Source organism: Cupriavidus campinensis, from assembly GCF_905397395.1.
In the GTDB taxonomy this organism is placed as follows: Bacteria; Pseudomonadota; Gammaproteobacteria; order Burkholderiales; family Burkholderiaceae; genus Cupriavidus; species Cupriavidus campinensis.
The window spans coordinates 17,483-42,355 of record NZ_CAJPVH010000005.1; the positions used below are offsets into that span (position 1 = coordinate 17,483).

The following is a 24,873-nucleotide window of genomic DNA, read 5'->3' on the forward strand; positions in this document are numbered from 1 at the left end:
CCCGCCCCCCCCCGCCCCGATGACCGTCGTCTATCTGCTCTGCTATCCCGCCGTGGCGGTCTCCACGCTGGCCGTGGCCGCCGATACGCTGATGATCGCGAACACGCTGGCCTCCATGCAGCCACGGCGGCGCGGCCACGCCACGCCGTTCCAGTGGCGGCTCGCGGCGGCCGAGCCGGAACGCTGGCGCGCCGCCGCCGAGGTCATACGGGCCGAGGTAGTCGGGCTGGACGCCCTGGCGCAGGCCGACAGCGACAGCATGGTGGTGATCGGCCCGCCGCTGTTCGACCATATTGCCGGGCTGGAACTGCTGCTGTCCCAGATCGATGCCGAGCGCGCGGCCATTGCGGCGGCAGCGGCCAACGGCGCGCTGCTGGTGGCGCCGTTCACGGCGGTGGCGCTGCTGGTCGGCCTGACCTTGCCCAAGCCGTGGCGGCTGGCGGTGCCGTGGCTGATTGCCAACTGGATGCGTGCCGGGGAGCCGGCGCGGCGGCTGCCGGCGGATCAGGCCATTGTGGAGAGCGGCAACCTGCTCAGCGCGCGGGCGATGGAGCAGATCCACGCCCTGATGCAGCGGGCCGTGGCGCGCATGGCCGGCGACGCGCTGGCGCGCACCGTCGGCAATACCCTGCTGGACCAGCCCGAGCGCGGCGCGGCGCTGAAGATCTGGCTCCGCGCTGGCGACGCGCCCCGAGAAAGCGTGGTGCTACGCGCCCGCCGGCACCTGCAACAACATCTGGCCGAGCCCTACGACCTGACGCGGCTGGCGGCCGTGGCGGCCACCAGCGAGCGCACGCTGCTGCGGCACTTCATGAAATCCGTGGGGATGTCGCCGTTGCAGTTCCTGCACAAGCTGCGCGCGGAACGCGCCTGCCATCTGCTGGAAGTGACCACCCTGAGCCTGACCGCGATTGCCGAGCAGTGCGGCTATCAGGACATGTCGGCGTTCCGGTCCGTGGTGCGCAAGCACACCGGCCTGCCGCCCGGGGCGCACCGGCGCGCGCACTCGGTGCGGGCCGAGTTGCGCGCGGGGGTGGCTTAGGGTGGCTTAGGGCGCCTTAGGGTGGCTTAGGGCGGCTTAGGGGGCTGCGGTGGCTTAGGCGCCCCTGCCGCGAGCCGCCGGGCCGGGCTCGGTGATGGCGCTGTAGACCAGTGTACGCAACTGACGCCGCACGGGGAATGCAGACGACGGCAGCAACTGCGTCAGGAACACGCCGATCAGGTCTTCCTGGGGATCGACCCAGAAGAAGGTACTGGCGGCGCCGCCCCAGAAGAAATCGCCGGCACTGCCTGGCATCAGCGTGCTCGCGGGGGTGACCGTGGTGGCGAAGCCGAGGCCGAAGCCCACGCCATCGTAGGTGGCTTCGCTGAACATCGACCGCGACAGGCGTGGAATGTCCTGCCCGCCCGGAAGGTGGTTGGCGGTCATCAGCGCCAGCGTCTTGGGGCCGAGCAGGCGCACGCCATCGAGTTCGCCGCCTTGCAGCAGCATGCGCGAGAAGCGCAGGTAGTCGGCCGCCGTCGAGACCAGCCCGCCGCCGCCGGAGACCAGCGTGGGCGGCTTCAGGTAGGGGCTGGTGCGGGGGTCGTCCTGCAGCGTCGGGCGGTCCTGGGACACCACTTTCGAGCCCAGCACGCCCACGGCATAGCAGGCGCAGAAGCGCGAAATCTTGTCTTCCGGCACGTGGAACGCGGTGTCCACCATGCCCAGCGGATCGAGAATGCGCTGCTTGACGAAGGTCTCGAACGGCATGCCGCTGACCTTGCCAACCAGATAACCGAGCACGTCCGTGGAGACCGAGTAGTTCCACGCCTCACCGGGCGAGAACTCCAGCGGCAGCTTCGACAACTGCTCGACCATGTCGTCCAGCGTCGTGCCTTCGGTGGTGCGGTCGGCAATCTTCAGCTTGCGGTAGGCGGCATCGACATTGCTGTTCTGCTGGAAGCCGTAGGTCAGGCCGGACGTATGGCGCAGCAGGTCCACCACCAGCATCTGGCGCTTGGCCGGCCGGGTCTGGAAGCTCTCCATATAGCCGCCCGCGTAGACGCCAAGGTTCTCCCACGACGGGATGTACTTGCTGACCGGATCGTCGAGAGCGATCTTGCATTCCTCGACCAGCATCATGATCGCCACCGAGGTGATCGGCTTCGTCATAGAGTAGATGCGGAAGATCGAATCCTCGGCCAGCGGCGTCTGCCGCTCGCGGTCGGCCATGCCCAGCACCGAATTCAGCACGACTTCGCCGCGCCGCCACACCTGGACCAGCGCGCCGGGCAGCTTGCCGCTTGCCACGTAGGTGGCATCGAGAAACTGCTCGACCCGCTCCAGCCGGGCCCGGGACATGCCTTGCATCGCCTTGTCTTGCATCGCCGAATCTCCTGGTTGTTTTTATCGCGATGATGTCTGCGAGCCGCCAGACTACCCAGAGTCGGGCCCCGATTCAATCCCCGTACACGGCCGGCGTAGGTAGGCAAGTTGCCCGACGCCCAGGCGTCGGGCAACAGGTGGAGAACGACTAGAACTTCGGAATTCGCAGCGTCTTGCTGATCATCAGCGAGCCGCTGAGGACGAACAGCAGCGCCATGGGATGGAAGGTGCCGGGGCCGATCAGCCAGGCGCCGGCTGGCAGCGCGTCGCCGATGCGGCCGGCGGCGGCGCACCACGCCAGGATGCCGGTCAGCACCACGCTGGTGGGGATCGGGGTGCCTTCGAAGTACTTGACCTTGCCGGTGCCCTCGGCCAGCGTTTCGGCCGTTACGTTGAAGCGTGCCAGACGGCTGACGCCGCAGCAGACGAAGTAGATCAGCGCGGCGAGGTCCCAGCCGCCGCGCATGCCGGCGGCGAAGGCCAGCGTGGCCGGGCCCACGCCGAACGAGATGATGTCGGACAGCGAATCGAGTTCGCGGCCCAGCGCCGAATGGGCGTGGCGCCAGCGCGCGATGCGGCCGTCGAGCACATCGAAGATGAACGCCGCCGGCGCCAGCGCCGCCGCGATATAGAAATGGGTCAGCACCGGCTCGCCCACGTAGTACATGGCAAAAAATACCGATCCCATGCCGCACGCCGCGTTGGCCAGTGTAAAAAAGTCGGCCAGCTGCAGGTCGCGCAGCATCGAGAAATGCCGTGGGCGCTCCTGGGGTGTCGCCATGCGCAACCTCCGGGTCAGAGCACGGTGTTGACGTGATGCACCTGGGGCGGCGCGGCAAAGCAGTCGCCCACGAGCTTGCGCCACGTCTGGAAGTCATCGGACTCGCGGAAGTGGACCATGTGGTCTTCCACGGTTTCCCAGGCCACCACCAGCGCGTATTGCGACGGCTGCTCGATCGAGCGTTGCAGGTTCATGCCATGGCAGCCGCGCGCCCGCAGGAACAGCGGCTTGGCTTGCGCCACGGCGGCTTCGAACTGCGACTCCATGCCGGGCTTGATCGTGATCTGGGCGATTTCGTGAATCATGATGGTCTCGTATTCGGGTGGGATCGGAGCCTTCCGATCGGTGAGCAATGCGCCGCGAAGCGGCTTGCTGTCTACCTTAGCAGATTTTGGCGCGCGCTCGTCACGTCACGCGGTGCCGCGCGAGCCCGGTCACGAGATAGGCCACCACAAGCGCGTTCGCCACGGCCAGCCCCACATGGATCCAGGTGGGGTGGCGGATGGCCTCGTACACCTCCACCGGTATATAGATGCCGCCCGACCACACGCCGAGCCAGTTGCCCCACGCGCGCCCGCGCCAGAGGCCGTAGGCTTCCGTGAACCGCATCAGCGCGTACATCGCGGCCGAGCCGCCGATGGCCCAGAGGCGCCCGTCAGTGGGATGCGCCAGCAGCGACAGGAAGATGGTGGGATACCGGCTCGCCGGGTTGATGTGGAAGCGGCTGACGATCGCCTCGGCCAGCGCCTGGGCGTCGCGGTGCAGCAACGCCACGAGTCCGATGCCGGCCAGGATGACGAGCGCGCCCTTGGCGGCTTCAAACATTGCAATGCTCTTGAGGCCCAGTTGCGGGCTGGCTGCTGCCCCTTTTGCCATGGCGAGAAGCGGGAGTCGACGAAGCCGCCATTGTGCAGCATTCGCGGCGCGACGGAGCGCCCGGCGGGCTTAACGCGCCTGCCGCTCCACCATCGGCCCGCTGGCGTCGATGCCGCCGCCGGCCTCGAGCGGGCCGGTGACCGTGAGCGGCCCATCGACATGCAGGTCGCCGTGCACCACCATCGTGCCATGTACCGTCAGCGGCCCATGGAACACCTTGAGCAGGCCGCGCGGCGGCGGCGGCGGATAACCGCCCCCCGGGGTGGAGAACCACGCGGCAGTGATCGGGCCCGCCGCATAGACGCTGCCGTCCACACTCAGGGTGCCCTGCACCGTGACTGGCCCCTTGACATGCGCCGAGCCGCCCACCGCGATCGATCCCGTGGTCGAGGGCTGGGCTTCTACCCATTGCGGCCACAGCATGCCCAGCGACAACTGGGCGGCGGCCATCATGGCAACAAGCAGTCTCGATGGCATGGCGCCCTCCTCTTTCCATGGCGCCTGCAAAAAAAGAAACTGGCGCGATGCATCCAGTGTAGTGCTCCGGATACCTCGCGCCAGCGTGCCCCTGCGGGGGCTTACGACTTGTTACGCCGCTTACTGCATGGGCTACCGCATGACCTGCTGCGCGGTCTGCTGCGCCGCGGGTTGCGTGGTGCCGTTGGCCGCCACCGACTCCGGCAGCGGACCCCAGCCGCCGCCGAGGCTGCGCACCAGCGACACCGTAGCCGCCGCACGCAGGCCCGCAACCTGATTGGCCTCGCGCTGCGACTGGAGCACCGTGCGGTCCGCGTCGATCACGGTCAGGTAATCCACCGCGCCGGCATCGTAGCGGCTGCGCGAGATGCGCTGCGCACGCCGGGCGCCCGCCAGCGCGCCGTCCAGTGCCGTGCCCTGCTGGCTCAGCCAGCGCACGTCGGCCAGGCTGTCTTCCACTTCGCGGAAGGCCACCAGCACCGTCTGCCGGTACGACGCCACGCTTTCCTCATGGCCGGCGCGCGCGCCGGCCAGGTTGGAACTGTTGCGGCCACCGTCGAACACCGTCTGCGCGACCGTCGTGCCGATCAGCGGCCCAAGCATCCACGTACGCGAGGACCACTTGAACAGGTTCGACAGATCCGCCGATTCGAAGCCGAACAGCGCGGTCAGCGAGATACGCGGGAAGAACGCGGCCTTCGCCACGCCGATCCGCGCGTTGGCGGCCGCCATCTGCCGCTCGGCGGCAGCGATGTCGGGACGGCGCTCCAGCAGCTCCGACGGCAGGCCGGCCGGCACCGCCACCGGCGCCGTATCGAAGGGCCGCGCGGCCAGCGTGAACTGCGCCGGCGGCACGCCGGTCAGCACGGCCAGCGCATGCTCCTGGTTGGCGCGGCGACGCTCGATGCCGGCCAGGTCCGCGCGCGCGGTGCCCAGCTCGGCTTCGGCACGGGCCGGATCGAGGTCGGTGGTCTCGCCAGCGTCGTAGCGCTTCTTCAGCAGCGAGAGTGCGTCCTCGCGCAGCTTGATCGTCGCGTTCAGCAGTTCGCGTTCGCTATCCAGCGTGCGCAGCGCGAAGTAAGCCTGCGCGGTGTCGGCCTGCAGCGCAAGCTGCACGGAACGGTACAGGTCCTCGGCGGCCTGGGTGTCGGCCCGCGCGGCGTTCACGCTGCTGGCCACGCGGCCGAACAGGTCCAGCTCGTAGCTGGCAAAGGCGCGCGCCTTGTACACGGTCTGCGGCGACACACGGGTCCCGTCGGGCAGGCCCTGCGAGGCGGCGGACGCCTGCGTGCGCGTCGGGTCGAGCCCGACACTCAGTTGCGGATAGAGGTCGGCCTCGGTGGCGCCCATGAAGGCCCGCGCCTGCTTCAGCCGGGCGGCGGCAGCGGCGAGGTCCTGGTTGTTGCCGTTGGCGGCCGTGATCAGGCGGTCCAGGTCGGCATCGCCGAACACCTTCCACCAGTCACCGCGATGCTGGCCCTCGGCCGGCGTGGCGGTCTTCCACTGCGCGCCTTCGGCCTGCGCCGCTTCCGCTTCCTTGAACGCAGGTACGGAGGCGGTCTCGGGCACCTTGTAGGTCGGCGCCAGCGAGCAGCCCGCCAGCACCAGCGCGGCGGCCAGTGTGGCCAGGCGGGGCAGCGTGCGTGTCAATTGCGCAATCATGATGTGTTCCCTTTTTGCTTTCATGTCTCTGATTGGCTTATTCCGCCGATGCCACCGCGTGCGAGGCCGAGGCGTCCTGCGCCACCGCCCTGCGCTGGCCGCGGGTCGCCCACAGGCGCAGCGCCACGTAGAACACCGGCGTCAGGAACAGGCCGAAGAACGTCACGCCGAGCATGCCAGCGAACACCGCCACGCCCATCGCATGACGCATTTCCGAGCCGGCGCCGGTCGAGATCACCAGCGGCACCACACCCATGATGAACGCGAACGACGTCATCAGGATCGGGCGCAGACGCAGGCGGCTCGCCTCGATCGCGGCCTGCACCACCGTACGGCCGTGGTGCTCCAGTTCCCGGGCGAATTCGACGATCAGGATCGCGTTCTTCGCGGATAGCCCCACCAGCACGATGAAGCCGATCTGCGTGAAGATGTTGTTGTCTCCACGCGTCAGCCACACGCCGGTCATGGCGGCCAGCAGGCTCATCGGCACGATCAGGATCACGGCCAGCGGCAGCGTCAGGCTCTCGTACTGGGCAGCCAGCACCAGGAACACCAGCAGCACGCACAGCGGGAAGATCCACACCCCGGCGTTGCCGGCCAGGATGTCCTGGTAGGTCAGCTCGGTCCATTCGAACTTGATGCCCTTCGGCAGCGTCTCGGCAGCGATGCGTTCGGCAGCAGCCTGGGCCTGGCCCGACGAGAAGCCCGGTGCCGGACCGCCGTTCATGTCGGCAGCCGTGAAGCCGTTGTAGCGCACAACGCTGTCCGGGCCAAAGCCCTGCTTCACCTGGACCAGCGAGGACAGCGGCACCATGTCGCCATTCACGTTGCGGGTCTTCAGCTGCAGGATGTCCTCGGCACGGGCACGGAACTGCGCATCCGCCTGCACCTTCACCTGATACGTGCGGCCGAACTTGTTGAAGTCGTTCACGTAGGCCGAACCGAGGTAGGTCTGCAGCGTATCGAACACGTCCGTCACCGGCACGCCCAACTGCTTGGCCTTGGTGCGGTCGAGCTGCACGTCGAGCTGCGGCACATTCACCTGGTAGTTGCTGAAGATGCCAGCCAGCTCCGGCGTGGCGCGTGCCTTGCCCATGAACGCATTGGTTGCATCGAACAGCGCGTCATAGCCCAGCGCGGCGCGGTCCTCGATCATCAGCTTGAAACCACCGATGGTGCCCAGGCCCTGCACGGGCGGCGGCGGGAACACGGCAATAAACGCGTCCTGGATCGCACCGTACTGCTTGTTCAGATCCGCCGCGATGGCATCGCCGGACAACGCCTTGCTCTTGCGTTGATCGAACGGATCGAGCGTGACGAACACGATGCCGGCACTCGGGCTGTTGGTGAAGCCGTTGATCGACAGGCCCGGGAAGGCCACGGCCGATTCCACGCCCGGATGCTTGAGGGCGATATCCGACATGCGGCGGATCACGTCTTCTGTACGGTCCAGCGTGGCGCCGTCCGGCAGCTTGGCAAAGCTCACCAGGTACTGCTTGTCCTGCGCCGGCACGAAGCCCTTCGGCACCATCTGGAACACGCCCCACGTGGCCACCAGCATCACGGCGTAGACGCCGAACACCGCACCCTTGCGGCGGATCACACCGGTCACGCCGCGGCCATAGTTATCGGAGCTGCGGTGGAAGAACCGGTTGAAGCGCTTGAAGAAGCCGCCGAAGACCTTGTCCATGCCACGCGTGAGCCAATCCTTCGGTGCATCATGGCCGCGCAGCAGCAGGGCCGACAGCGCCGGCGAGAGCGTCAGCGAGTTGAAGGCCGAGATGATCGTCGAGATCGAGATGGTCAGCGCGAACTGCTTGTAGAACTGGCCGGTCAGGCCCGTCATGAAGGCCAGCGGCACGAACACGGCGATCAGGGTCAGCGCGATGGCGATGATCGGGCCGCTCACTTCGCGCATGGCCTTGTAGGTGGCCTCCTTCGGCGAAAGCCCTTCCTCGATGTTCCGCTCGACGTTCTCCACCACCACGATCGCATCATCCACCACGATACCGATGGCCAGCACGAGCCCGAACAGCGACAGCGCGTTGATCGAGAAGCCAAACGCATGCATCAGCCCGAACGTACCGACGATCGACACCGGCACCGCCAGCAGCGGGATGATCGACGCACGCCAGGTCTGCAGGAACAGGATCACCACCAGCACCACCAGCGCGATGGCCTCGAACAGGGTGTGAACCACGGCTTCGATACTGTGGCGCACGAACTGTGTCGGGTCATAGACGATGCTGAAGTCCACGCCCTCCGGCATGTTCTCCTTGAGCTCGGCCATGGTCTTGCGCACGTCATCCGAGATCTGGATGGCGTTGGAGCCCGGCGACTGGAAAATCGGCAGCGCCACGGCGGACTTGTTGTCCAGCAGCGAGCGCAGTGCGTACTCCGATGCGCCGAGTTCGATGCGGGCGATGTCCTTCAGGTACGTCACCGCACCGTCGGGCGAGGACTTGACGACGATGTCACCAAACTCCTCCACCGTCTGCAGACGGCCCTGCGCGTTCACCGAGAGCTGCAGGTCGGTGCCCGGCAGCGACGGCGACTGGCCGATCACACCGGCTGCCACCTGCACGTTCTGCTCGCGGATGGCCTTGACCACGTCGGACGCCGCAAGATGGCGCTCGGCGATCTTCTCCGGGTTCAGCCACACGCGCATCGAGTAGTCGCCCGAGCCGAACATCTGCACCTGGCCCACGCCCTGGATCCGCGCGAGGCGGTCCTTCACGTTGATCAGCGCGTAGTTGCGCAGGTACGTCATGTCGTAGCGGTCGTTCGGCGAAACCAGGTGAACCACCATGGTCAGGTCGGGCGAGCTCTTGACGGTTGTGATACCCAGGCGGCGTACATCCTCGGGCAGGCGCGGCTCGGCTTGCGAGACGCGGTTCTGCACCAGCTGCTGGGCCTTGTCCGGGTCCGTGCCGAGCTTGAAGGTCACCGTCAGCGTGAGGTTGCCGTCGCTGTTGGCCTGCGAGTTCATGTAGAGCATGTCCTCGACGCCATTGATCTGCTCTTCCAGCGGCGTGGCCACCGTTTCGGCGATCACCTTCGGGTTGGCGCCCGGGAACTGCGCGCGCACCACGACTGACGGCGGCACCACCTCGGGGTATTCCGAGATTGGTAGCTTGAACATCGAGATGGCGCCGATCAGGAAGATCAGCACCGACAACACGCCCGCAAAAATCGGGCGATCGATAAAGAATTTCGAGAGATTCATCTTGGTCTCGGCGAAAGCACTCCCCCTGGCCGTCCGCCGGGGCGGACGCCATATGCTGCAAGGGAGAAAAAATTAAGCTACCTGTGCGTGCTGCGGGGTAGTGCTCAGCTCACGGTCTTGGCCACGGCTTCGGCAGGCTTGTCGGCCTGGCCTGCCTTGTCGTCGGCAGCCTGCTTGCGGTCCGGCGTGGTGCCGCGCGGTTCCAGTTCGCTGCGATAGGCCATGGCCACCGGCTTGGGCGCCACCGTGTCGCCCGGGCGCACGCGCATCAGGCCGTTCACGACGATGTTCTCGCCCGGCTGCAGACCCTTGCGGATCACGCGCAGCCCTTCGAACGACGGCCCGAGGTTCACCTCGCGGTAGACCAGCTTGTTGGCCTTGTCCACCACCAGCACGAACTTCTTGCCCTGGTCCGTGCCGATGGCGCGGTCGTTGATCAGCACCGCCGGGTGCGGCGTGCCGCCGCCGAGCTTGACCTTGGCGTAGAGACCCGGCAGCAGGCGGCCATCGGCGTTGTCGAACACCGCGCGCACGCGGATGGTGCCGCTGCGCGTATCCAGCCGGTTGTCCACCGAGTGGATCTTGCCCTTGTGCGGGTAGTCGTCCTCGTTGGCCAGGCCGACGAACACCGGCAGGTCGTTCTTGCCGCCGCCGGCGCCCGGCGCCGTGTAGCGCAGGTAGCTCTGCTCGTCCACGTCGAAGCTCGCGTACACCGGCGAGACCGACACCACCGTGGTCAGCGGCGGCGAAGCCGCGCCCGCGGCCACCAGGTTGCCTACCGTGATTTCCGCACGCGACACCTTGCCCGAGACCGGTGCAACGATGCGCGTGTAGCTCAGGTTCAGGCGCGCCACTTCGAGCGCCGCCTGCGCGCCCCGCACGTCGGCGGTGGTCTCGCTGGCGGTGTTGATGCGCTCGTCGAACTCGCGCCTGGAGATGGCGTTGTCATCCAGCAGACGCTGGGCGCGTACCTTCTCGCTCTGCGCGTGGCTGGCACGCACCTGGGCCGCGTTCAGGGCAGCTTCGGCACGGGCCACTTCGGCCGCATACGGGCGCGGGTCGATCGTGAACAGCGGATCGCCCTTCTTCACGATGGAGCCTTCGCGGAAATGCACCGTGTCGATGGTGCCGGAGACACGCGGACGGATCTCCACGCGGTCCACGGCCTCGATGCGGCCCGAGAATTCATCCCATTCGGTGATGGTCTGCCCCACTGCCGCCGCCATTTCCACCGCAGGCGCGGACGGCGCCGGGTTGGCCTGTGCTTCCCCGCCGTGCCAGGGACGCAGAACCGAGGTAGCCACGCCGGCGCCCAGGATTGCCACGATGGCAATGGCGATCAGCGTGCGTCGAGACTGATGATTCATTTTTCTTCACTCCGTGTTCGTCGGGTTTTCTTCAACTGGAAAAGCAAAAGGCCGAACGCCGCCCGCCGGGCTGGACGGCCCGGAAAAATGGGAAACAAGGGTTCGTCCCCGCCTGGATGGACGGGGCTATGCCACTACCGCTGCCAGCCTCAAAGGGCGCTGGCTAACTTGCTCCGGACGCTCAGGCTCCTTGAGCGCCGGGCCGGCGTTCGGCCGGTGATGAGGTATCGTCGGTTTGCGCAAAACACTCGCGCAGGAACCGCGCTCCTTCGTTGACCCATGCCTGGCACTGCTCATGGGATTCTTCCACCCCGTCGCCACAGGCGCCGGGCATGATCAGGGTGCGGGCCGGAATGCCCGCCTTGACGAGTTTTGCCGCGAAGGCTTCGCCCTCGGCACGCAATGCATCCTTCTCGGCCACCTGCACCAGCGTGGAGGGCAGCCCCACCAGGCGCGATGCCATGGCCGGTGCCGCATACGGGTGCACGCTGGCGGCCGGCGTGGGCAGGTATTCGCGATAATTGCAGGCCAGGCGGCGCAGCATCTCCATCGGCACCTGCCCGGTCGTGCACATCGACGCATGCTGGAGGCACGGGTCTGTCACGGGGCGGATCAGCCATTGCCCGGCCGGCTGCGGCAAGCCGCGGTCACGCAACATCTGCGCCAGCGCAATCGCCAGATTGCCGCCGGCTTCCTCGCCCACCAGCGCGAAGCGCAGCTTGTCCACCTTCAGCTTCCTGGCGTGCTTGAGCACCCAGACTGCCGTATTCACCGCATCCTCGGGGGCGGCCGGGAACGGATGGTCGGGCGCCAGCGAGTAGGCCGGCGTCACCACCACGGCCGGAACCGACTTCGCCAGATCCCGCGCCAATGCCTGTGCCGCTTCCACCCCACCTTCGACGAAACCGCCCGCGTGCAGGTACACCAGCCACGGCAGCAGCTCGGTGCTGCCCGCCGCCGGTGCATACCCGGCGGGATAGGCCACGCAGACCTTGATCTCGCGGTCGCCGCTCGCCACCATATATTGCTCAGCGCGCGCTTCTCCCTTGCCTGCAGCCGGTTTCACGGCGGGGGTGATGGGATTCACGGTCTTTGACATGGTGGTTACGACGCCGGCACGGGCCGTCGATACTGTGTTGCGATGCAACGAATTATGGTGATTGACCCGATTGGGATAAAGCTGGAGATTGCCAACGCACTGTTTCTGGAGTGGAATAATCGCCAGAGTGTTGCGAGAAGTGAAACCACACGCTTGGCAAGGACACCGGAAATGTGATTCACTCCGGTCCTTCGGTGCACGCACGGTTGGGGAACCGCGCCCGCCACCGAGCCCCCAGACCTCCACCCATCCCCGCTCCGGCCGCCACTGGCGGACCGCCGGCAGCAAACCCAGGGCACGCACTTGACATGCGCGATCCCAACTCCCGCCAGACACCATCCTTCGGAACGTAGCCCCCGGTCTCACCCCTTTCGGAAGCAACATCATGGATCGTCTTGTCTCTATGCAGGCATTCACTCGGGTGGTGGATGTCGGCAGTTTTGCGCGCGCGGCGGAGTCCCTTGACCTGCCCAAAGCCACGCTCACCCGCCTGATCCAGAACCTGGAGACCCATCTCGGCGTCAAGCTGCTGCACCGGACCACACGGCGCATCAGCGTGACCACGGACGGCGCCGCCTATTACGAACGCTGCGTGCGCATTCTCGCGGACGTGGAGGAAGCCGAGCAGTCGCTCACGCGCCACAACAACTCGCCGCGCGGCACGCTGTGCGTGGACACCACGGCCGGCCTCGCCCGGATGGTGCTGATTCCCAGCCTGCACGATTTCTACAATGCCTACCCGGAACTGAAGCTCGAGCTGACCATTAACGGCAAGCCGATCGACCTGCTGCAGGAAGGCGTGGACGTGGTGCTGCGCGTGGGCGCGCTGGACGAGGCGATGGTGGCGCGGCGCCTGGGCCAGGTCAAACTGGCGTTCTTTGCCTCGCCGATCTACCTGCGGCGTTTTGGCACACCCGCCGACCTGACCGAGCTGGCGCAGCACAAGGCCATCAACTACCTGTCCAACCGGCACGGCCGCGAGATGCCGTGGGTGCTGTCACGCAACGGCGAGAGCAGCGAGATCCTGCTGCCCTCGGCCATCTCCACCAATGACGCCGACGTCTACATCGGCTGCGCGCTGGAAGGCCACGGCATCGCCCAGATCTCCCGGGCGATGGCGGAGCCCTACGTCCAGAGCGGCCGGCTGGTGGAGGTCATGAGTGACTGGCAGACCGAGGAATTGCCGATTTCGGCGATGTACCCGCAGAACCGCCACCTGTCGGCGAAAGTGCGGGTCTTCGTGAACTGGGCGGCTGACCTGTTCTCCCGGCATCCGCACTTCGGCGTGGCGCCGCAGCAACTGGCGGCGTAGACCCCGCCAGCCCGGCCGGCAAACCCCTTGCACTGCTGTGCAAGGGGTTTTTTCATTTCGGCGTCCAGCACCAAGCGTCGACTGAATTGCGCCGTCTTGATTCATGCCGGTTTTCTTGCTACGTTTCTGCGGCTTGACTTATCAACAATAATCACAAACGGGTCCGATCATGAGCCATCTCCTGCGCAGGCGCCACGCCGCGCGGCCTTCGCGCGTACAAGCCGCCTTTCTGCCATGCCTCGCGCTGTTCACCGCCCTGCTGTTGGGCGGATGCGCGGCGGACGAATCCAGCGAGGCACCGGCAGTGCCCCCGGCGCCCACGGTGCCGGCAACCCCCGGCCCGTACGCCATCGGCGGCACCCTCGCCGGCCTCACCGCCGGCAGCCAACTGGTGCTGCAAAACAACGGGCTGGATGCGCTGACGCTGACCGCCGACGGCAGCTTTACCTTCGCCACGCCCGTGGCCCACAACGGCGGCTACGCGGTCACCATCGCCCAGCAGCCGGCCGGACAGGTCTGCTCGGTAGCAGGCGGCGCCGGGGCCGGTGTGACCGCAGCGGTCACGAATATCGCCGTGGTCTGCGCCACCACCCGCTTCACCGTCAGTGGCAAGGTCAGCGGACTGGCCGCCGGGCAATCGGTCGTCCTGCACAACAATGGCGCGGATGCCCTGACCCTCAGCGCGAATGGCACGTTCAGCTTTCCGACACCCGTGCCGTACAACGGCAGCTACCTCGTGACGGTGTCCGCTCAGCCGGCCGACCAGACCTGCACCGTGAATGGCCACCAAGGCAGCGCGGTCATCGCGGACATTGCCTCGGTGGACGTGGTTTGCGCCACGACCACATACAGTGTGGGCGGCACCGTGTCGGGTCTGTCGAGCCAGGTCACCCTGGCCAACAACGGCACGGACTTCCTCACGATTTCTGCGAACGGCGGATTCACCATGCCGACCGCCCTTCCGACGGGCGGCACCTTCAATGTCACCATCAACACCCTGCCACTCGGGCAGACCTGTACCGTGGTGAACAGCTCCGGCACGGTGGCCGCCGCCAACGTCACGAATATCGCAGTGATCTGCACCTCGCAGCCGATTGGCACCCTCTACATGCCGGCCGCCTCCGCCACGCGGACGGACGTCTACAGCGTGATGTCGGACGGCCAGCTGGTCATTTCCGGCAATGCCTATGGCTACAGCGGGGATCCGATCGCCATGGCCTATGACGACAGCTTGAGAACGCTGTACTTTTCGACGACGAGCGGATGGACGTACAAGTTCGACGTGGCCGCGGACGGCACGTGGATCAGCAGCGCGGGGAACTGGGCCTACGGCGGCACGCCCACCAGCCTGTTGCGCGACCCCCTCGGACGGTTCCTCTTCGTGGGAAGTGATGTATTCAACATCCGCACCGCCACTCTCGATGTCCTCGGCAACATGACGACCCCGACGACCCCGATCGGCACGACCTTCCGGCCCGATACGATGGTCGCCACACCCGACGGCCAGTACCTGATTGCCAGCTCGTCCGCCACACCGGGGTTCGACGTCTTTGCGATCGCCCCGGATGGCTCGCTGACCTCCAGCAGCCATCTAGCCCTGGCTGTGGCGCCGTCTGCGCTGGCGATGCATCCCTCCAATAGCTATCTATATGTGGCGGACCCCATCAATAACCGAATCATGGAGTATCGCGTCGATGGTGCAGGCAATGTGACGCCCCTGCCGGCCACGCTCATTGCCACCGACGGGCCGCCCCAGCACCTCAGCATCGACCCTTCGGGCCGCTACCTGTACGCCACGAGCCCGGCAACCGGCAAGATCTCGCAGTACACGATCGCCGCCGATGGCACGCTGGTGGCAATGCCTCAGCCCACCGTTGCCGCGGGCGCCCTCCCCGGCGCGCCGACGATCGATCCGAGCGGGCGCTTCCTTTATGTGCCGAACGCCGCCAGCCTCGAAATCCGCCAGTACGTTATCGGCGTGACCGGGGCCTTGACGCCGCTGACGCCCGCAACCGTGTCGATCCTGGCCGCGCCGACGCTGCTGTACAGCGTGCCGAGGTAGGCGCCGCCGCCCCAGGGCGAAAGGCCAAAAAAACAGGGCGGGGATGCACTCCCGCCCTGTTTTTCATTTCAGGTACCGATCAGCTCGGACCGCTCAGAACTCCACCATCGCGAAGTCTTCCTTGCCCACGTCGCACTCGGGGCAGCGCCAGTCGTCCGGAATGTCTTCCCAGCGCGTGCCGGGCGCGATGCCGTCCTCCGGCAAGCCGGCCGCTTCGTCGTAGACCCAGCCGCAGATGATGCACACCCATTGCTTGAATTCCGCTTCGGGGGCCGCCGGCTTCTCGGCGCTGACGGGGGCGTCCTGGCTGGCTTCGGGGTCATCGAGGCTGAAGACCAGCGGCGCGGCCGTGCCGCTGGCCAGATCGGCCAGATGACCCTGGAGCCGCGCCATCAGCGCCTGGGTCTCCTCCAGCGTGAAGTCGATCCAGAACGGATCACCAGCGCCATCGTTCAGGCGTTGCGGGGAAAACTGAAGTTCGAGGACGGAGCCTTTCTTGTACATGCGTCGATGGGGTTGAGGGCGGCAAAGGCGCGTAGATGGGGACGATCGGCGGCGCTTCAAGCGGCGCCGCCGAGATCCGCCTTACTGCTGCACCTTGTAGCGCTCGAGCCAGTGTGCGTACGGCGCCGGCAGCACCCACGACGGGCGCTCCACGTTCAGCGCCATGGCCGCCTGGTACGGCCAGTGCGGGTTGGACAGCAGCGCGCGGCCCACCATGACGAGGTCGATCTGGCCATCGGCCACGGCCTGGTTGGCAATGGCCGGATTGTCGATGCCCCACGAAGCCGCCACCGGCAGGCCGGCCTCGCGACGCACGCGCTCGGCCACCGGGGCCAGGAAGGCCGGGCCCCACGGAATCTGCACGTCCGGGATGGTGAAGCCAACGCTGACGTTGAGCATATCGAGCCCGCCCTCGCGCATCGCGCGGGTCAACTGGATCGATTCCTCAAGCGTGCGAGCGTCGTCGCCGTCATATTCGATCACGCCAAAGCGCGCCGTCAGCGGCAGGTTCTTCGGCCAGACTTCGCGCACGGCGGCCAGTGTTTCCAGCAGGAAGCGGCTGCGGCCAGCCACGTCGCCGCCATAGCCGTCGGTACGCTGGTTGGTGTGGCGCGAGAAGAAGCTCTGGGCGAGATACCCGTGGGCGAAGTGCAGCTCCAGCCACTGGAAGCCGGCTTCCAGCGCGCGCTTGGCGGCGGCCACGAAGTCAGCCTGCACACGGGCGATGTCGTCCAACGTCATCGCCTTCGGCACCTTGGGCAGATGGGCGCCGAACGGCACGGCGGACGGGGCGATGGTCGGCCAGCCGCGCGCATCGTCCTCGGCGATATGGTCGTCGCCTTCCCAGGGCCGGTTGGCGCTGGCCTTGCGGCCGGCGTGGGCGATCTGGATGCCGGCCACGGCACCGCCGGCCTTGATGGCGGCGGCGATGCGCGCCATGCCGGCCATCTGCTCATCGTTCCAGAGACCGGTGCAGCCCGGGGAGATACGGCCTTCCGGCGACACCGCCGTGGCCTCGACGATCACCAGGCCCGCACCGCCGCGCGCCAGCCCGGTGTAGTGCGCCAGATGCCAGTCGTTGGTGACACCGTCGACGGCGCTGTACTGGCACATCGGCGGAATGGCGATGCGGTTGCGCAGCGTGACGTCTTTCAGCGTAAAAGGGGTGAACAAAGCGGCGTCGCTCATCGGATGGCTCCGGGGGTGTTATCGAGGGTGCCAATCGTATGCGGGCGTGGCTATAATGAAAACTATCTGGCGATTATTGCCTCAATAAGAGTTTGTTATGGTGATTCGGTGATGGTGAACCCCCAATGGCTGAAATCCTTCGCAACGCTGGCGGAACTGGGCAACTTCACGCGTACGGCTGACCGCCTGGGGCTGACCCAGGCCGCCGTCAGCCAACATGTGCGGCATCTGGAAGATCTGTATGGATCACTGTTGATCCGCCGGCCCCGCGCCTTGGAACTGACCCCGGCGGGTGCAGCGTTGCTGGAATACTGCGCCGAGGTGAACCAGGCGCATGAGCGGCTGGCCTCGCGGCTCTCCGACGCCGATGCCACGCAGGGCGAGGTGGCGCTGATCACGCCCGGCAGCATCGGGCTATTTATCTACCCGATGCTGCTGGACCTCCAGCAGGAACACCCCGGGCTCGCCGTGAGGCACCGCTTCGCGCCCGATACCGAGGTGCTGGAGGCGGTGCTGCACAACCGCTACGAACTTGGCATCGTCACGCTCAAGCCGGACGACACGCGCCTGACCGCCACGCCGTTCATCGAAGAACCGCTGGAGCTGGTGATCCCGCCGGACGAGGAAGTCCATAGCTGGGACGACCTCGTGCGCATCGGCTTCATCGACCATGCCGAAGGCCAGGCGATGGCCAACCGGCTGCTGAGCCGGCGCTTTCCCGGCAATCCGGGCGCCTTCCACCTGCCCCGGCGCGGCTTCAGCAACCAGATCGGCATGCTGCACGAGCCGGTGGCGCGGGGGCTGGGCTTCACCGTGGTGCCGCGCTTCGCCCGCGAGGCGTGGGAGCGCACCCGGCCGGTCAAGGTGGCCGAATGCGGCCCGCCGGTGGTGGACACGCTCTGGTGGATCCATCGCGCCGAATGGCCCCTTTCCGCACGGGCCACGGGCGTGATCCGCTACCTCCGGCAACGCATCGAGGCCGCTTGCGGCAGCATGGTCTGCCTGCTGCCGCCGGAGCTGTGACAGGCGCCAAGACCCCTGGATTCATGAGCACAGCTAACAAGCGTATGCAGATTCTTGCGGCTACCCTTTGTGCGCCACGCCTCCTATCATTCCGGTTTGCCTTGCCCGAAAGTCCACATAACAAGGATGCCCCCCATGGAAGATTTCGGCGACATCAGAATGTCACGGCGCGACCTGCTCAAGGCGGGCGCGGCTTCGGCCACGGCGGTCGCCGTGCCCGCCGCCCAGGCGCAAGACAGCCCCGCTAATGTAAACACCCCCTCCCCCGGCGCCAGCCGCCCGCCCGTGGTGGCCAGCGTCACGCTCGACGTCAATGGCCGCCGCCATACGCTCAAGCTGGACACCCGCACCACGCTGCTGGACGCCCTGCGCGAACACCTGCACCTCACCGGCACCAAGAAGGGCTGCGACCACGGCCAGTGCGGCGCCTGCACGGTGATGGCCGATGGGCGGCGCATCAACGCCTGTCTGTCGCTGGCCGTGATGCACGATGGGGGCAAGGTCACCACTATCGAGGGCCTGGGCACGCCCAGCAGCCTGCATCCGATGCAGGCCGCCTTCGTCAAGCATGACGGATACCAGTGCGGTTATTGCACGCCGGGCCAGATCTGCTCCGCCGTGGCCGTGCTCGACGAGATCCGCCAGGGCATTCCCAGCCATGTCAGCGCCGACCTCAACGCGCGGCCGCAGATGAACGTGGTGGAGTTCCGCGAGCGCATGAGCGGCAATATCTGCCGCTGCGGCGCCTACGCCAACATCGCCGATGCCATGAGCGAAGTGGCCGGGAGGCAGGCATGAATCCCTTCAGCTACGAACGCGCCAAGACCCCGGCGGAGGCCGCCGCAGCCGCCGCGCGCACGCCGGGCAGCCGCTTTATCGCGGGCGGCACCAACCTGCTCGACCTGATGAAGCTCGGCATCGAGTCCCCCACGCACCTGATCGACGTGAACGGCCTGCGGCTCGACAAGATCGAGCCCACCGCCGAAGGCGGCCTGCGCGTGGGCGCGCTGGTGCGCAATACCGACCTGGCCGCCGATACCCGCGTGCGGCGCGACTACGGCGTGCTGTCCCGCGCGCTGCTGGCCGGCGCCTCGGGCCAGTTGCGCAACAAGGCCACCACGGCCGGCAACCTGCTGCAACGCACGCGCTGCCCCTACTTCTACGATACCAACCTGCCGTGCAACAAGCGCGCGCCGGGCAGCGGCTGCTCCGCCATCGGCGGCGTGACCCGCCAGCACGCGGTGATTGGCGTCAGCGAGGCGTGCATCGCCACCCATCCGAGCGACATGGCCGTGGCCATGCGCCTGCTCGACGCCACCGTGGAGACCGTCCAGCCCAACGGCACCGCGCGCACCATTCCGATTGCCGATTTCCATCGCCTGCCGGGCAACACGCCGCATATCGAGACCGCGCTGCTGCCGGGCGAGCTGATTACGGCTGTCACGCTGCCGCGCCCGCTCGGCGGCGTACACGCCTACCGCAAGGTGCGTGACCGGGCCTCGTACGCGTTCGCGCTGGTCTCGGTGGCGGCCATCCTCCAGCGCGACGGCACCGGCCGGGTGGCGCTGGGCGGCGTGGCGCACAAGCCGTGGCGCGTGGAAGCCGCCGAGGCAGAGCTGCCGCGCGGCGCGCGTGCCGTTACCCAGCGTCTGCTGGAAGGCGCCACGCCCACCCCCGAGAACACCTTCAAGGTGGCGCTGGCCGAGCGCACGCTCGGCGCCGTGCTGCTGCAGGCCAAGGCCTGAGGTCCAAGGGCTTAGGCACGGGACAAAACAGGAAAAGGACGCTCCGATGAAATTCGACACGCCCGCCACCACCAATCCGATCGACCAGCTCAAGGTGGTCGGCCAGCCGCTCAACCGCATCGACGGCCCGCTCAAGACCACCGGCACGGCGCGCTATGCCTATGAATGGCACGACGCCGCCCGCAACGCCGCCTATGGCTACGTGGTGGGCGCCGGCATCGCCAAGGGCCGCATCGCCGCCATCGACACCGACGCCGCCCACCGCGCGCCGGGCGTGCTGGCCATCGTCACCGCCGCCAACGCCGGCACGCTCGGCAAGGGCCGCTTCAACAACGCCCGGCTGCTGGGCGGCCCGGAGGTACAGCACTACCACCAGGCCATCGCGCTGGTCGTGGCGGAGACCTTCGAGCAGGCACGCGCGGCAGCGCAGCTGGTGCGGGTGCGCTATGAACGCGAGCGCGGCAGCTTCGACCTCGCCGCCTCACGCGATGGGGCCACACGCCCGAAGTCCGGCGTGCCCGAATCGGCCCGGGGGGACTTCCCCGGCGCGTTCGCGGCGGCCCCGGTGCAGCTGGACGCCACCTACTCCACCCCCGACCAGGCCCACGCGATGATGGAGCCCCATGCGTCGATGGCCAGCTGGAACGGCGACCAGCTCACGGTGTGGACGTCCAACCAGATGATCGACTGGAGCCGGGGCGACCTCGCCCAGACGCTCGGCGTGCCGAAGGAAAACGTGCGCCTGATCTCGCCCTTTATCGGCGGTGGCTTCGGCGGCAAGCTGTTCGTGCGCGCCGATGCGGTGCTCGCCGCCCTCGGCGCGCGGGCGGTGCGCCGGCCCGTGAAAGTGGCCCTGACGCGCCCGCTGATCTTCAACAACACGCCGCACCGGCCCGCCACGATCCAGCGCATCCGGCTGGGCGCCGGGCGTGACGGCCGGCTGACCGCCATCGGCCATGAAAGCTGGTCCGGCGACATCGACGGCGTGAAGCCCGAGAACGCGGTGCAGCAGACCCGCCTGCTCTACGCCGGCGCCCATCGCATGACCGCGCTGCGCCTGTCCGCGCTGGACCTGCCGGAAGGCAACGCCATGCGCGCGCCCGGCGAGGCGCCCGGCATGATGGCGCTGGAAATCGCCATGGACGAGATGGCCGGCAAGCTCGGCCTCGATCCGGTGGAATTCCGCGTCCGCAACGACACCCAGGTGGACCCGGAGAAGCCCGAGCGCCCGTTCTCGCAGCGGCGTCTGGTCGATTGCCTGCGCATTGGCGCCGAGCGCTTCGGCTGGCAGGGCCGCGCCACGCGCCCCGGCGCGGTGCGCGACGGGCAGTGGCTGGTGGGCATGGGCGTGGCGGCGGCGTTCCGCAACAACCAGGTGGCCAAGTCGGGCGCGCGCGTGCGGCTGGACAAGCGCGGCATGGTCACCGTGGAAACCGACATGACCGACATCGGCACGGGCAGCTACACCATCATCGCCCAGACCGCCGCCGAAATGCTGGGCCTGCCGATCGACAAGGTCATCGTGCGGCTGGGCGATTCGGCCTTCCCGGTGTCGTCAGGCTCGGGCGGCCAGTGGGGTGGCAACAGCTCCACCGCCGGCGTCTACGCCGCGTGCGTGAAGCTGCGCGAGGCGATTGCCACGCAGGCCGGCCTCGATGCCGCCACGGCGGTGTTCGAGAACGGCCGGGTCCGCGCCGGGGGCAGCACCGGAAGTAGCACCGGAGGTAGCACCGGCGGGCGCGCCGTGCCGCTGGCCAGCGTGGCCGCGCGCGGCGACATCGTGGCCGAAGACACCATCGAGTTCGGCGACCTCACGCGCCGCTACCAGCAATCCACCTTCGGCGCCCATTTCGTGGAAGTGGGCGTGGATGCGGACACCTGCGAGATCCGCGTGCGCCGCATGCTGGCGGTTTGCGCCGCCGGGCGCATCCTCAACCCGAAGTCCGCCCGCAGCCAGGTGATTGGCGCCATGACGATGGGCGTGGGCGCGGCGCTGATGGAGGAGCTGGCCGTGGACAAGCGGCTCGGCTGCTTCATCAACCACGATCTGGCCGGCTACGAGGTGCCCGTGCATGCGGACATCGGTCCGCAGGAGGTGGTGTTCCTCGACGAAACCGACCCGATGTCGTCGCCGATGAAGGCCAAGGGCGTGGGCGAACTGGGCATCTGCGGCGTGGGGGCGGCCATCGCCAACGCGGTGTTCAACGCCACCGGCGTGCGCGTGCGCGACTATCCGGTCACGCTCGACAAGCTGCTCGGGCGCATGCCGGACCTGTCAGCCTGAGCGCCTGAACCCTTAGTCCCATGGCCGGGGCGCCGACGCCGGGGGCCGGTGTCGCGCCTCGGCCAGGATGCGACATTCGTCCACCGCGCAGTAGCCGTCACGCAGCAGCGCGCCCCAGACCTCGGTGGCGCTGAGGCCGGTGAGCGGCGTGTGGGGATCGAAATCGCATGACTCCACCCGCTCGGGCGGGCCGAGCCAGGCGAGCATGGCGGGCGGGATGTTTTCCAGCGGGTGTGTGTGCGCGACGAAAAGAGCGCGTACACCACGGCGATGTATCGAGATCTTCACGACGGAACCCTTCGAGAGGAACGGAACTGTCTAATTTTTAGGACGCCGGTCGGCCGGAGGTCAAGGGCGTCCCTGTATCAAGGTATTAATGCATCAATGCATCGGCGATCCGGTCGGCCGTATTGACCGAGTCGGTCAGCCCGAGGTGGCCGTGGCCTACCGCCAGCCAGAGGCCGGGCTGGCCGTCGGCCGGCCCCACCACGGGCACGGAGTCCGGCATGCAGGGCCGGTGGCCCATCCAGGTGGTGACGTGGGCGCCTTCGAGCCCCTTGAATGTCTCCCGCGCAATACGTTCGAGGATGGCCGCGCGCTTCGGATCGGGCGGCGCCGCCAGTCCGGCGATCTCCACCGTGCCGCCCACGCGCAGGCCGCCCTCCATCGGCGTGACGAAGATCTTGCGGTCGGTCAGCACCACGGTGCGCGACACGGCGTCGTGCCGGTTGGTGAACTGCACGTGATAGCCGCGCTGGCTCTCCAGCAGCAGCCGCACGCCCAGCGGGTCCAGCAGCCGGCGCGACCATGCCCCCGCCGCCACCACCACGTGGTCTGCCGTGTGGCGGCCTTCCGCGCCGCTCAGCAGCCATTCCCCGCCCTGCCGGCGCAGCCCGCGAATATCGTCGCGCACGATCCGGCCGCCCCCCGCTGCGAAGGCCGCGGCAATCGCCTCCGTGTAGCGTGCCGGGTTGCGGATGGTGGCGTGGTCGGCCAGATAGACGCCCGCCTGGTAGCGCGGCGCCACGCCGGGCTCCAGGGCCTCGATGCCGGCGCGGTCGAGCCGCTCGAAGCGGAAACCGAAGCGCTCGCGCAGTTGCCACGCCGCCGCATCGGCCTCCAGCGCGGCGGCATCGGGGTACAGGTGCAGATGGCCGCGCCGCATGAACAGCTCGGGCACGCCGACTTCGCGCGCCAGCGCCTCGTGGCGATCCCCCGCATTGGCATGGAGCGCGGCCAGCGCCGCTGCCGACTGCGCCACCCGCCCCGGCGCGGCCGAGAGCACGAAGCGCGTCAGCCACGCCGCCGCCGTGGGCAGGTAGCCGAGCCGCAGATGGAGCGGGCTTTCCGGATCGAACAGCATCTTGGGGAGTGAGGCCAGCACGCCCGGCATGGCCAGTGGCGCCACCGAACTCACGCTGATGGCGCCCGAATTGCCGTAGCTGCACCCCTGCGCGGGGCCGTCCCGGTCGATCAGCATCACATCGGCGCCACGCTTGCGCAGCGCCAGCGCGATACAGCAGCCGACAATGCCGGCGCCTACCACGGCAACCCGTGGCGTCCTGTCAGTCGTCTTCGTCATGGGCCGAAACGGTAAACGGATCGGGCGGCGCCTGCAAGCCATCGCGCCGATGTTCGCCCAGCCGGGGCACCAATTTGCCGTCAATGTGCCGCCATGGCGCATGGGGTGACGCATTGCGGTGCGCCACACCGCCCGCCCGGCGCCGGGGCCGTGGCACGGAACCTGCTGAACCGGGGGCAGGAGAGTAGAAGCGTTCAGCGGCCCGCCACGCCATGTCGGGCCGCCCGGAAATTGCTCGCCGCGTGTTCCCACACCCATTTTCCGGAGAGCTTTCCCATGCGCCGCCGTTCCTTTCTCCACGCCACCGCCGCCACCGCTGTGTCGTCGCTGATTGCCGCCCCCGCCTTCGTGCGCGCCGCCGGCAGCCTGCAGAAGTTCAAGTTCAACCTCGGCTGGAAGGTCGAGGCGTCCGGCGCCGGCTTCCTGCTGGCCCAGCAGCGCGGCTATTACAAGGACGCCGGGCTCGACGTGGTGATCGACACCGGCAACGGCTCGGCGTCGGCCATCAGCCTCGTGGCGGGCGGCGCCTACGACTGCGCCTCGGCGGATCTGGCGGCCATGCTCGAATTCAACGCCGCCAACCCGGCCGCCGCGCTCAAGGCGGTGGCCATCCAGTACGACCTGAACCCCAACGCGGTGATCGTGCGCAAGGATGGCCCGATCCGCAAGCCGGGCGATCTGGCGGCCAAGACCATCCTCGGCCAGCCGTTCAACGCCTCGCGCAAGCTGTTCCCGGTGTTCGCCAAGGCGCAGGGCTTCGACCCGTCCTCGGTCAAATGGGAGAGCGCCACGCCGGACATCGGCGACACCCGCTTCGTCAAGGGCGATTTCGACGCCGTGGCCTACTTCTACTTCACCGGCCTGCTGAACCTCAAGGCGCGCGGCATGGGCCCGGAGAAGCTCAGCGTGTTCCGCTTCTCCGACTACGGCATGAAGTCGTACGGCAACGGGCTGGTCGCCAACCCGAAGAGCATGGCCGAGCACCCGGACGCCATGAGAGCCTTCGTCAAGGCCTCCACGCGCGGCTGGATCGAGGCGATGGCGGACCCGCAGGCCGGCGCCGCCGCCGTCAAGGCGCGCGAGCCCCTGGCCGACCAGACGCTGGAATTCGAACGGCTGAAGCTGATTGTCGACGGCTCGATGCGCACGCCCGATACGCTGCGCGACGGTTGGGGCGCCGCCACCCAGGCGCGCCTGCAGGCCACCATCGACGAGACCGTCGGCGCGTTCGGGATGAAGCCCGGCCTGACCGTGGCCGACATCTGGACCGGCCAGTTCTTGCCAGCCCCGGCGGACCGCAAGCTCAAGGCGTAAGCC

21 protein-coding genes are annotated in these 24,873 nt (G+C 67.8%); 8 read left to right on the forward strand and 13 right to left on the reverse strand.

Annotated features, from left to right (window positions below; all coding sequences use genetic code 11):
* The first annotated feature begins 19 nt into the window (after positions 1-19).
* A complete protein-coding gene (locus KHO18_RS04615; RefSeq protein ID WP_144203561.1) occupies positions 20-1,042 on the forward strand; it encodes a helix-turn-helix domain-containing protein in 1,023 nt (340 codons plus the stop codon).
* A gap of 54 nt (positions 1,043-1,096) precedes the next feature.
* Here the strand turns inward: KHO18_RS04615 and KHO18_RS04620 are convergent, their stop codons facing one another.
* From KHO18_RS04620 to KHO18_RS04660, 9 genes are all read right to left on the reverse strand, one after another.
* Complete coding sequence (locus KHO18_RS04620) at positions 1,097-2,368, reverse strand: serine hydrolase domain-containing protein (protein ID WP_144203559.1); 1,272 nt, start codon at positions 2,366-2,368, stop codon at positions 1,097-1,099.
* A gap of 148 nt (positions 2,369-2,516) precedes the next feature.
* On the reverse strand, positions 2,517-3,149 hold the full coding sequence (locus tag KHO18_RS04625; RefSeq protein WP_144196615.1) for a CDP-alcohol phosphatidyltransferase family protein: 633 nt from the start codon (positions 3,147-3,149) through the stop codon (positions 2,517-2,519).
* Positions 3,150-3,163: 14 nt separating this feature from the next.
* Complete coding sequence (locus KHO18_RS04630; protein ID WP_144196614.1) at positions 3,164-3,454, reverse strand: antibiotic biosynthesis monooxygenase family protein; 291 nt, start codon at positions 3,452-3,454, stop codon at positions 3,164-3,166.
* Positions 3,455-3,554: 100 nt separating this feature from the next.
* Positions 3,555-4,025, reverse strand: coding sequence for a DUF2127 domain-containing protein (locus tag KHO18_RS04635; RefSeq protein WP_144196613.1), 471 nt, complete (start codon positions 4,023-4,025; stop codon positions 3,555-3,557).
* Between the two features lie 69 nt (positions 4,026-4,094).
* Positions 4,095-4,502, reverse strand: coding sequence for a hypothetical protein (locus KHO18_RS04640; protein ID WP_244844542.1), 408 nt, complete (start codon positions 4,500-4,502; stop codon positions 4,095-4,097).
* A 132-nt stretch (positions 4,503-4,634) separates the two neighbouring features.
* Positions 4,635-6,164, reverse strand: a complete 1,530-nt coding sequence (locus KHO18_RS04645; protein ID WP_144196612.1) for an efflux transporter outer membrane subunit — start codon at positions 6,162-6,164, stop codon at positions 4,635-4,637.
* A gap of 37 nt (positions 6,165-6,201) precedes the next feature.
* Complete coding sequence (locus KHO18_RS04650; RefSeq protein ID WP_144196611.1) at positions 6,202-9,390, reverse strand: efflux RND transporter permease subunit; 3,189 nt, start codon at positions 9,388-9,390, stop codon at positions 6,202-6,204.
* Between the two features lie 104 nt (positions 9,391-9,494).
* A complete protein-coding gene (locus KHO18_RS04655; protein ID WP_211942846.1) occupies positions 9,495-10,757 on the reverse strand; it encodes an efflux RND transporter periplasmic adaptor subunit in 1,263 nt (420 codons plus the stop codon).
* A gap of 181 nt (positions 10,758-10,938) precedes the next feature.
* Positions 10,939-11,856 (reverse strand): alpha/beta hydrolase, encoded by a 918-nt coding sequence (locus KHO18_RS04660; RefSeq protein WP_144196609.1) that lies wholly within the window; start codon positions 11,854-11,856, stop codon positions 10,939-10,941.
* 385 nt (positions 11,857-12,241) lie between these two features.
* Between KHO18_RS04660 and KHO18_RS04665 the strand changes: the two genes are divergently transcribed.
* Together KHO18_RS04665 and KHO18_RS04670 are read left to right on the forward strand one after the other, a co-directional pair.
* Positions 12,242-13,168, forward strand: coding sequence for a LysR family transcriptional regulator (locus KHO18_RS04665; protein WP_144196608.1), 927 nt, complete (start codon positions 12,242-12,244; stop codon positions 13,166-13,168).
* 169 nt (positions 13,169-13,337) lie between these two features.
* The gene (locus KHO18_RS04670) at positions 13,338-15,230 is read left to right on the forward strand and encodes a lactonase family protein (RefSeq protein ID WP_144196607.1); all 1,893 of its coding nucleotides are present in this window, start codon (positions 13,338-13,340) and stop codon (positions 15,228-15,230) included.
* A 93-nt stretch (positions 15,231-15,323) separates the two neighbouring features.
* Here the strand turns inward: KHO18_RS04670 and KHO18_RS28620 are convergent, their stop codons facing one another.
* Positions 15,324-15,734: a rubredoxin gene (locus KHO18_RS28620; RefSeq protein ID WP_144196606.1), complete on the reverse strand. Its 411-nt coding sequence runs from the start codon at positions 15,732-15,734 to the stop codon at positions 15,324-15,326.
* Between the two features lie 81 nt (positions 15,735-15,815).
* On the reverse strand, positions 15,816-16,922 hold the full coding sequence (locus KHO18_RS04680) for an NADH:flavin oxidoreductase/NADH oxidase (RefSeq protein ID WP_144196605.1): 1,107 nt from the start codon (positions 16,920-16,922) through the stop codon (positions 15,816-15,818).
* Between the two features lie 111 nt (positions 16,923-17,033).
* On the opposite strand from KHO18_RS04680, the gene KHO18_RS04685 reads away from it, so the two are divergent.
* The 4 genes from KHO18_RS04685 (at position 17,034) to paoC (ending at position 21,974) form a co-directional block, all read left to right on the forward strand.
* A complete protein-coding gene (locus tag KHO18_RS04685) occupies positions 17,034-17,945 on the forward strand; it encodes a LysR family transcriptional regulator (RefSeq protein WP_144196604.1) in 912 nt (303 codons plus the stop codon).
* A 135-nt stretch (positions 17,946-18,080) separates the two neighbouring features.
* A complete protein-coding gene (gene paoA / locus KHO18_RS04690; RefSeq protein ID WP_144196603.1) occupies positions 18,081-18,743 on the forward strand; it encodes an aldehyde dehydrogenase iron-sulfur subunit PaoA in 663 nt (220 codons plus the stop codon).
* Entirely contained in the window at positions 18,740-19,690 is a 951-nt protein-coding gene (locus KHO18_RS04695) for an FAD binding domain-containing protein (protein ID WP_144196602.1), read from the forward strand. The genes paoA and KHO18_RS04695 overlap by 4 nt, the downstream gene beginning before the upstream one ends.
* A gap of 46 nt (positions 19,691-19,736) precedes the next feature.
* Positions 19,737-21,974, forward strand: coding sequence for an aldehyde oxidoreductase molybdenum-binding subunit PaoC (gene paoC, locus KHO18_RS04700; protein WP_211942847.1), 2,238 nt, complete (start codon positions 19,737-19,739; stop codon positions 21,972-21,974).
* 12 nt (positions 21,975-21,986) lie between these two features.
* Here paoC and KHO18_RS04705 read toward each other — a convergent pair whose 3' ends face one another.
* Positions 21,987-22,262, reverse strand: a complete 276-nt coding sequence (locus tag KHO18_RS04705) for a YcgL domain-containing protein (RefSeq protein WP_144196600.1) — start codon at positions 22,260-22,262, stop codon at positions 21,987-21,989.
* Between the two features lie 85 nt (positions 22,263-22,347).
* On the reverse strand, positions 22,348-23,556 hold the full coding sequence (locus KHO18_RS04710) for an NAD(P)/FAD-dependent oxidoreductase (protein ID WP_186296779.1): 1,209 nt from the start codon (positions 23,554-23,556) through the stop codon (positions 22,348-22,350).
* Positions 23,557-23,832: 276 nt separating this feature from the next.
* Between KHO18_RS04710 and KHO18_RS04715 the strand changes: the two genes are divergently transcribed.
* A complete protein-coding gene (locus KHO18_RS04715) occupies positions 23,833-24,870 on the forward strand; it encodes an ABC transporter substrate-binding protein (protein ID WP_144196598.1) in 1,038 nt (345 codons plus the stop codon).
* Positions 24,871-24,873: the final 3 nt, after the last annotated feature.

Coding starts and splice junctions, on each gene's coding strand:
- KHO18_RS04615 (WP_144203561.1), top strand. CDS start 20: ATGACCGTCGTCTATCTGCTCTGCTATCCCGCCGTGGCGGTCTCCACG.
- KHO18_RS04620 (WP_144203559.1), bottom strand. CDS start 2,368: ATGCAAGACAAGGCGATGCAAGGCATGTCCCGGGCCCGGCTGGAGCGG.
- KHO18_RS04625 (WP_144196615.1), bottom strand. CDS start 3,149: ATGGCGACACCCCAGGAGCGCCCACGGCATTTCTCGATGCTGCGCGAC.
- KHO18_RS04630 (WP_144196614.1), bottom strand. CDS start 3,454: ATGATTCACGAAATCGCCCAGATCACGATCAAGCCCGGCATGGAGTCG.
- KHO18_RS04635 (WP_144196613.1), bottom strand. CDS start 4,025: ATGGCAAAAGGGGCAGCAGCCAGCCCGCAACTGGGCCTCAAGAGCATT.
- KHO18_RS04640 (WP_244844542.1), bottom strand. CDS start 4,502: ATGCCATCGAGACTGCTTGTTGCCATGATGGCCGCCGCCCAGTTGTCG.
- KHO18_RS04645 (WP_144196612.1), bottom strand. CDS start 6,164: ATGATTGCGCAATTGACACGCACGCTGCCCCGCCTGGCCACACTGGCC.
- KHO18_RS04650 (WP_144196611.1), bottom strand. CDS start 9,390: ATGAATCTCTCGAAATTCTTTATCGATCGCCCGATTTTTGCGGGCGTG.
- KHO18_RS04655 (WP_211942846.1), bottom strand. CDS start 10,757: ATGAATCATCAGTCTCGACGCACGCTGATCGCCATTGCCATCGTGGCA.
- KHO18_RS04660 (WP_144196609.1), bottom strand. CDS start 11,856: ATGTCAAAGACCGTGAATCCCATCACCCCCGCCGTGAAACCGGCTGCA.
- KHO18_RS04665 (WP_144196608.1), top strand. CDS start 12,242: ATGGATCGTCTTGTCTCTATGCAGGCATTCACTCGGGTGGTGGATGTC.
- KHO18_RS04670 (WP_144196607.1), top strand. CDS start 13,338: ATGAGCCATCTCCTGCGCAGGCGCCACGCCGCGCGGCCTTCGCGCGTA.
- KHO18_RS28620 (WP_144196606.1), bottom strand. CDS start 15,734: ATGTACAAGAAAGGCTCCGTCCTCGAACTTCAGTTTTCCCCGCAACGC.
- KHO18_RS04680 (WP_144196605.1), bottom strand. CDS start 16,922: ATGAGCGACGCCGCTTTGTTCACCCCTTTTACGCTGAAAGACGTCACG.
- KHO18_RS04685 (WP_144196604.1), top strand. CDS start 17,034: ATGGTGAACCCCCAATGGCTGAAATCCTTCGCAACGCTGGCGGAACTG.
- paoA (WP_144196603.1), top strand. CDS start 18,081: ATGGAAGATTTCGGCGACATCAGAATGTCACGGCGCGACCTGCTCAAG.
- KHO18_RS04695 (WP_144196602.1), top strand. CDS start 18,740: ATGAATCCCTTCAGCTACGAACGCGCCAAGACCCCGGCGGAGGCCGCC.
- paoC (WP_211942847.1), top strand. CDS start 19,737: ATGAAATTCGACACGCCCGCCACCACCAATCCGATCGACCAGCTCAAG.
- KHO18_RS04710 (WP_186296779.1), bottom strand. CDS start 23,556: ATGACGAAGACGACTGACAGGACGCCACGGGTTGCCGTGGTAGGCGCC.
- KHO18_RS04715 (WP_144196598.1), top strand. CDS start 23,833: ATGCGCCGCCGTTCCTTTCTCCACGCCACCGCCGCCACCGCTGTGTCG.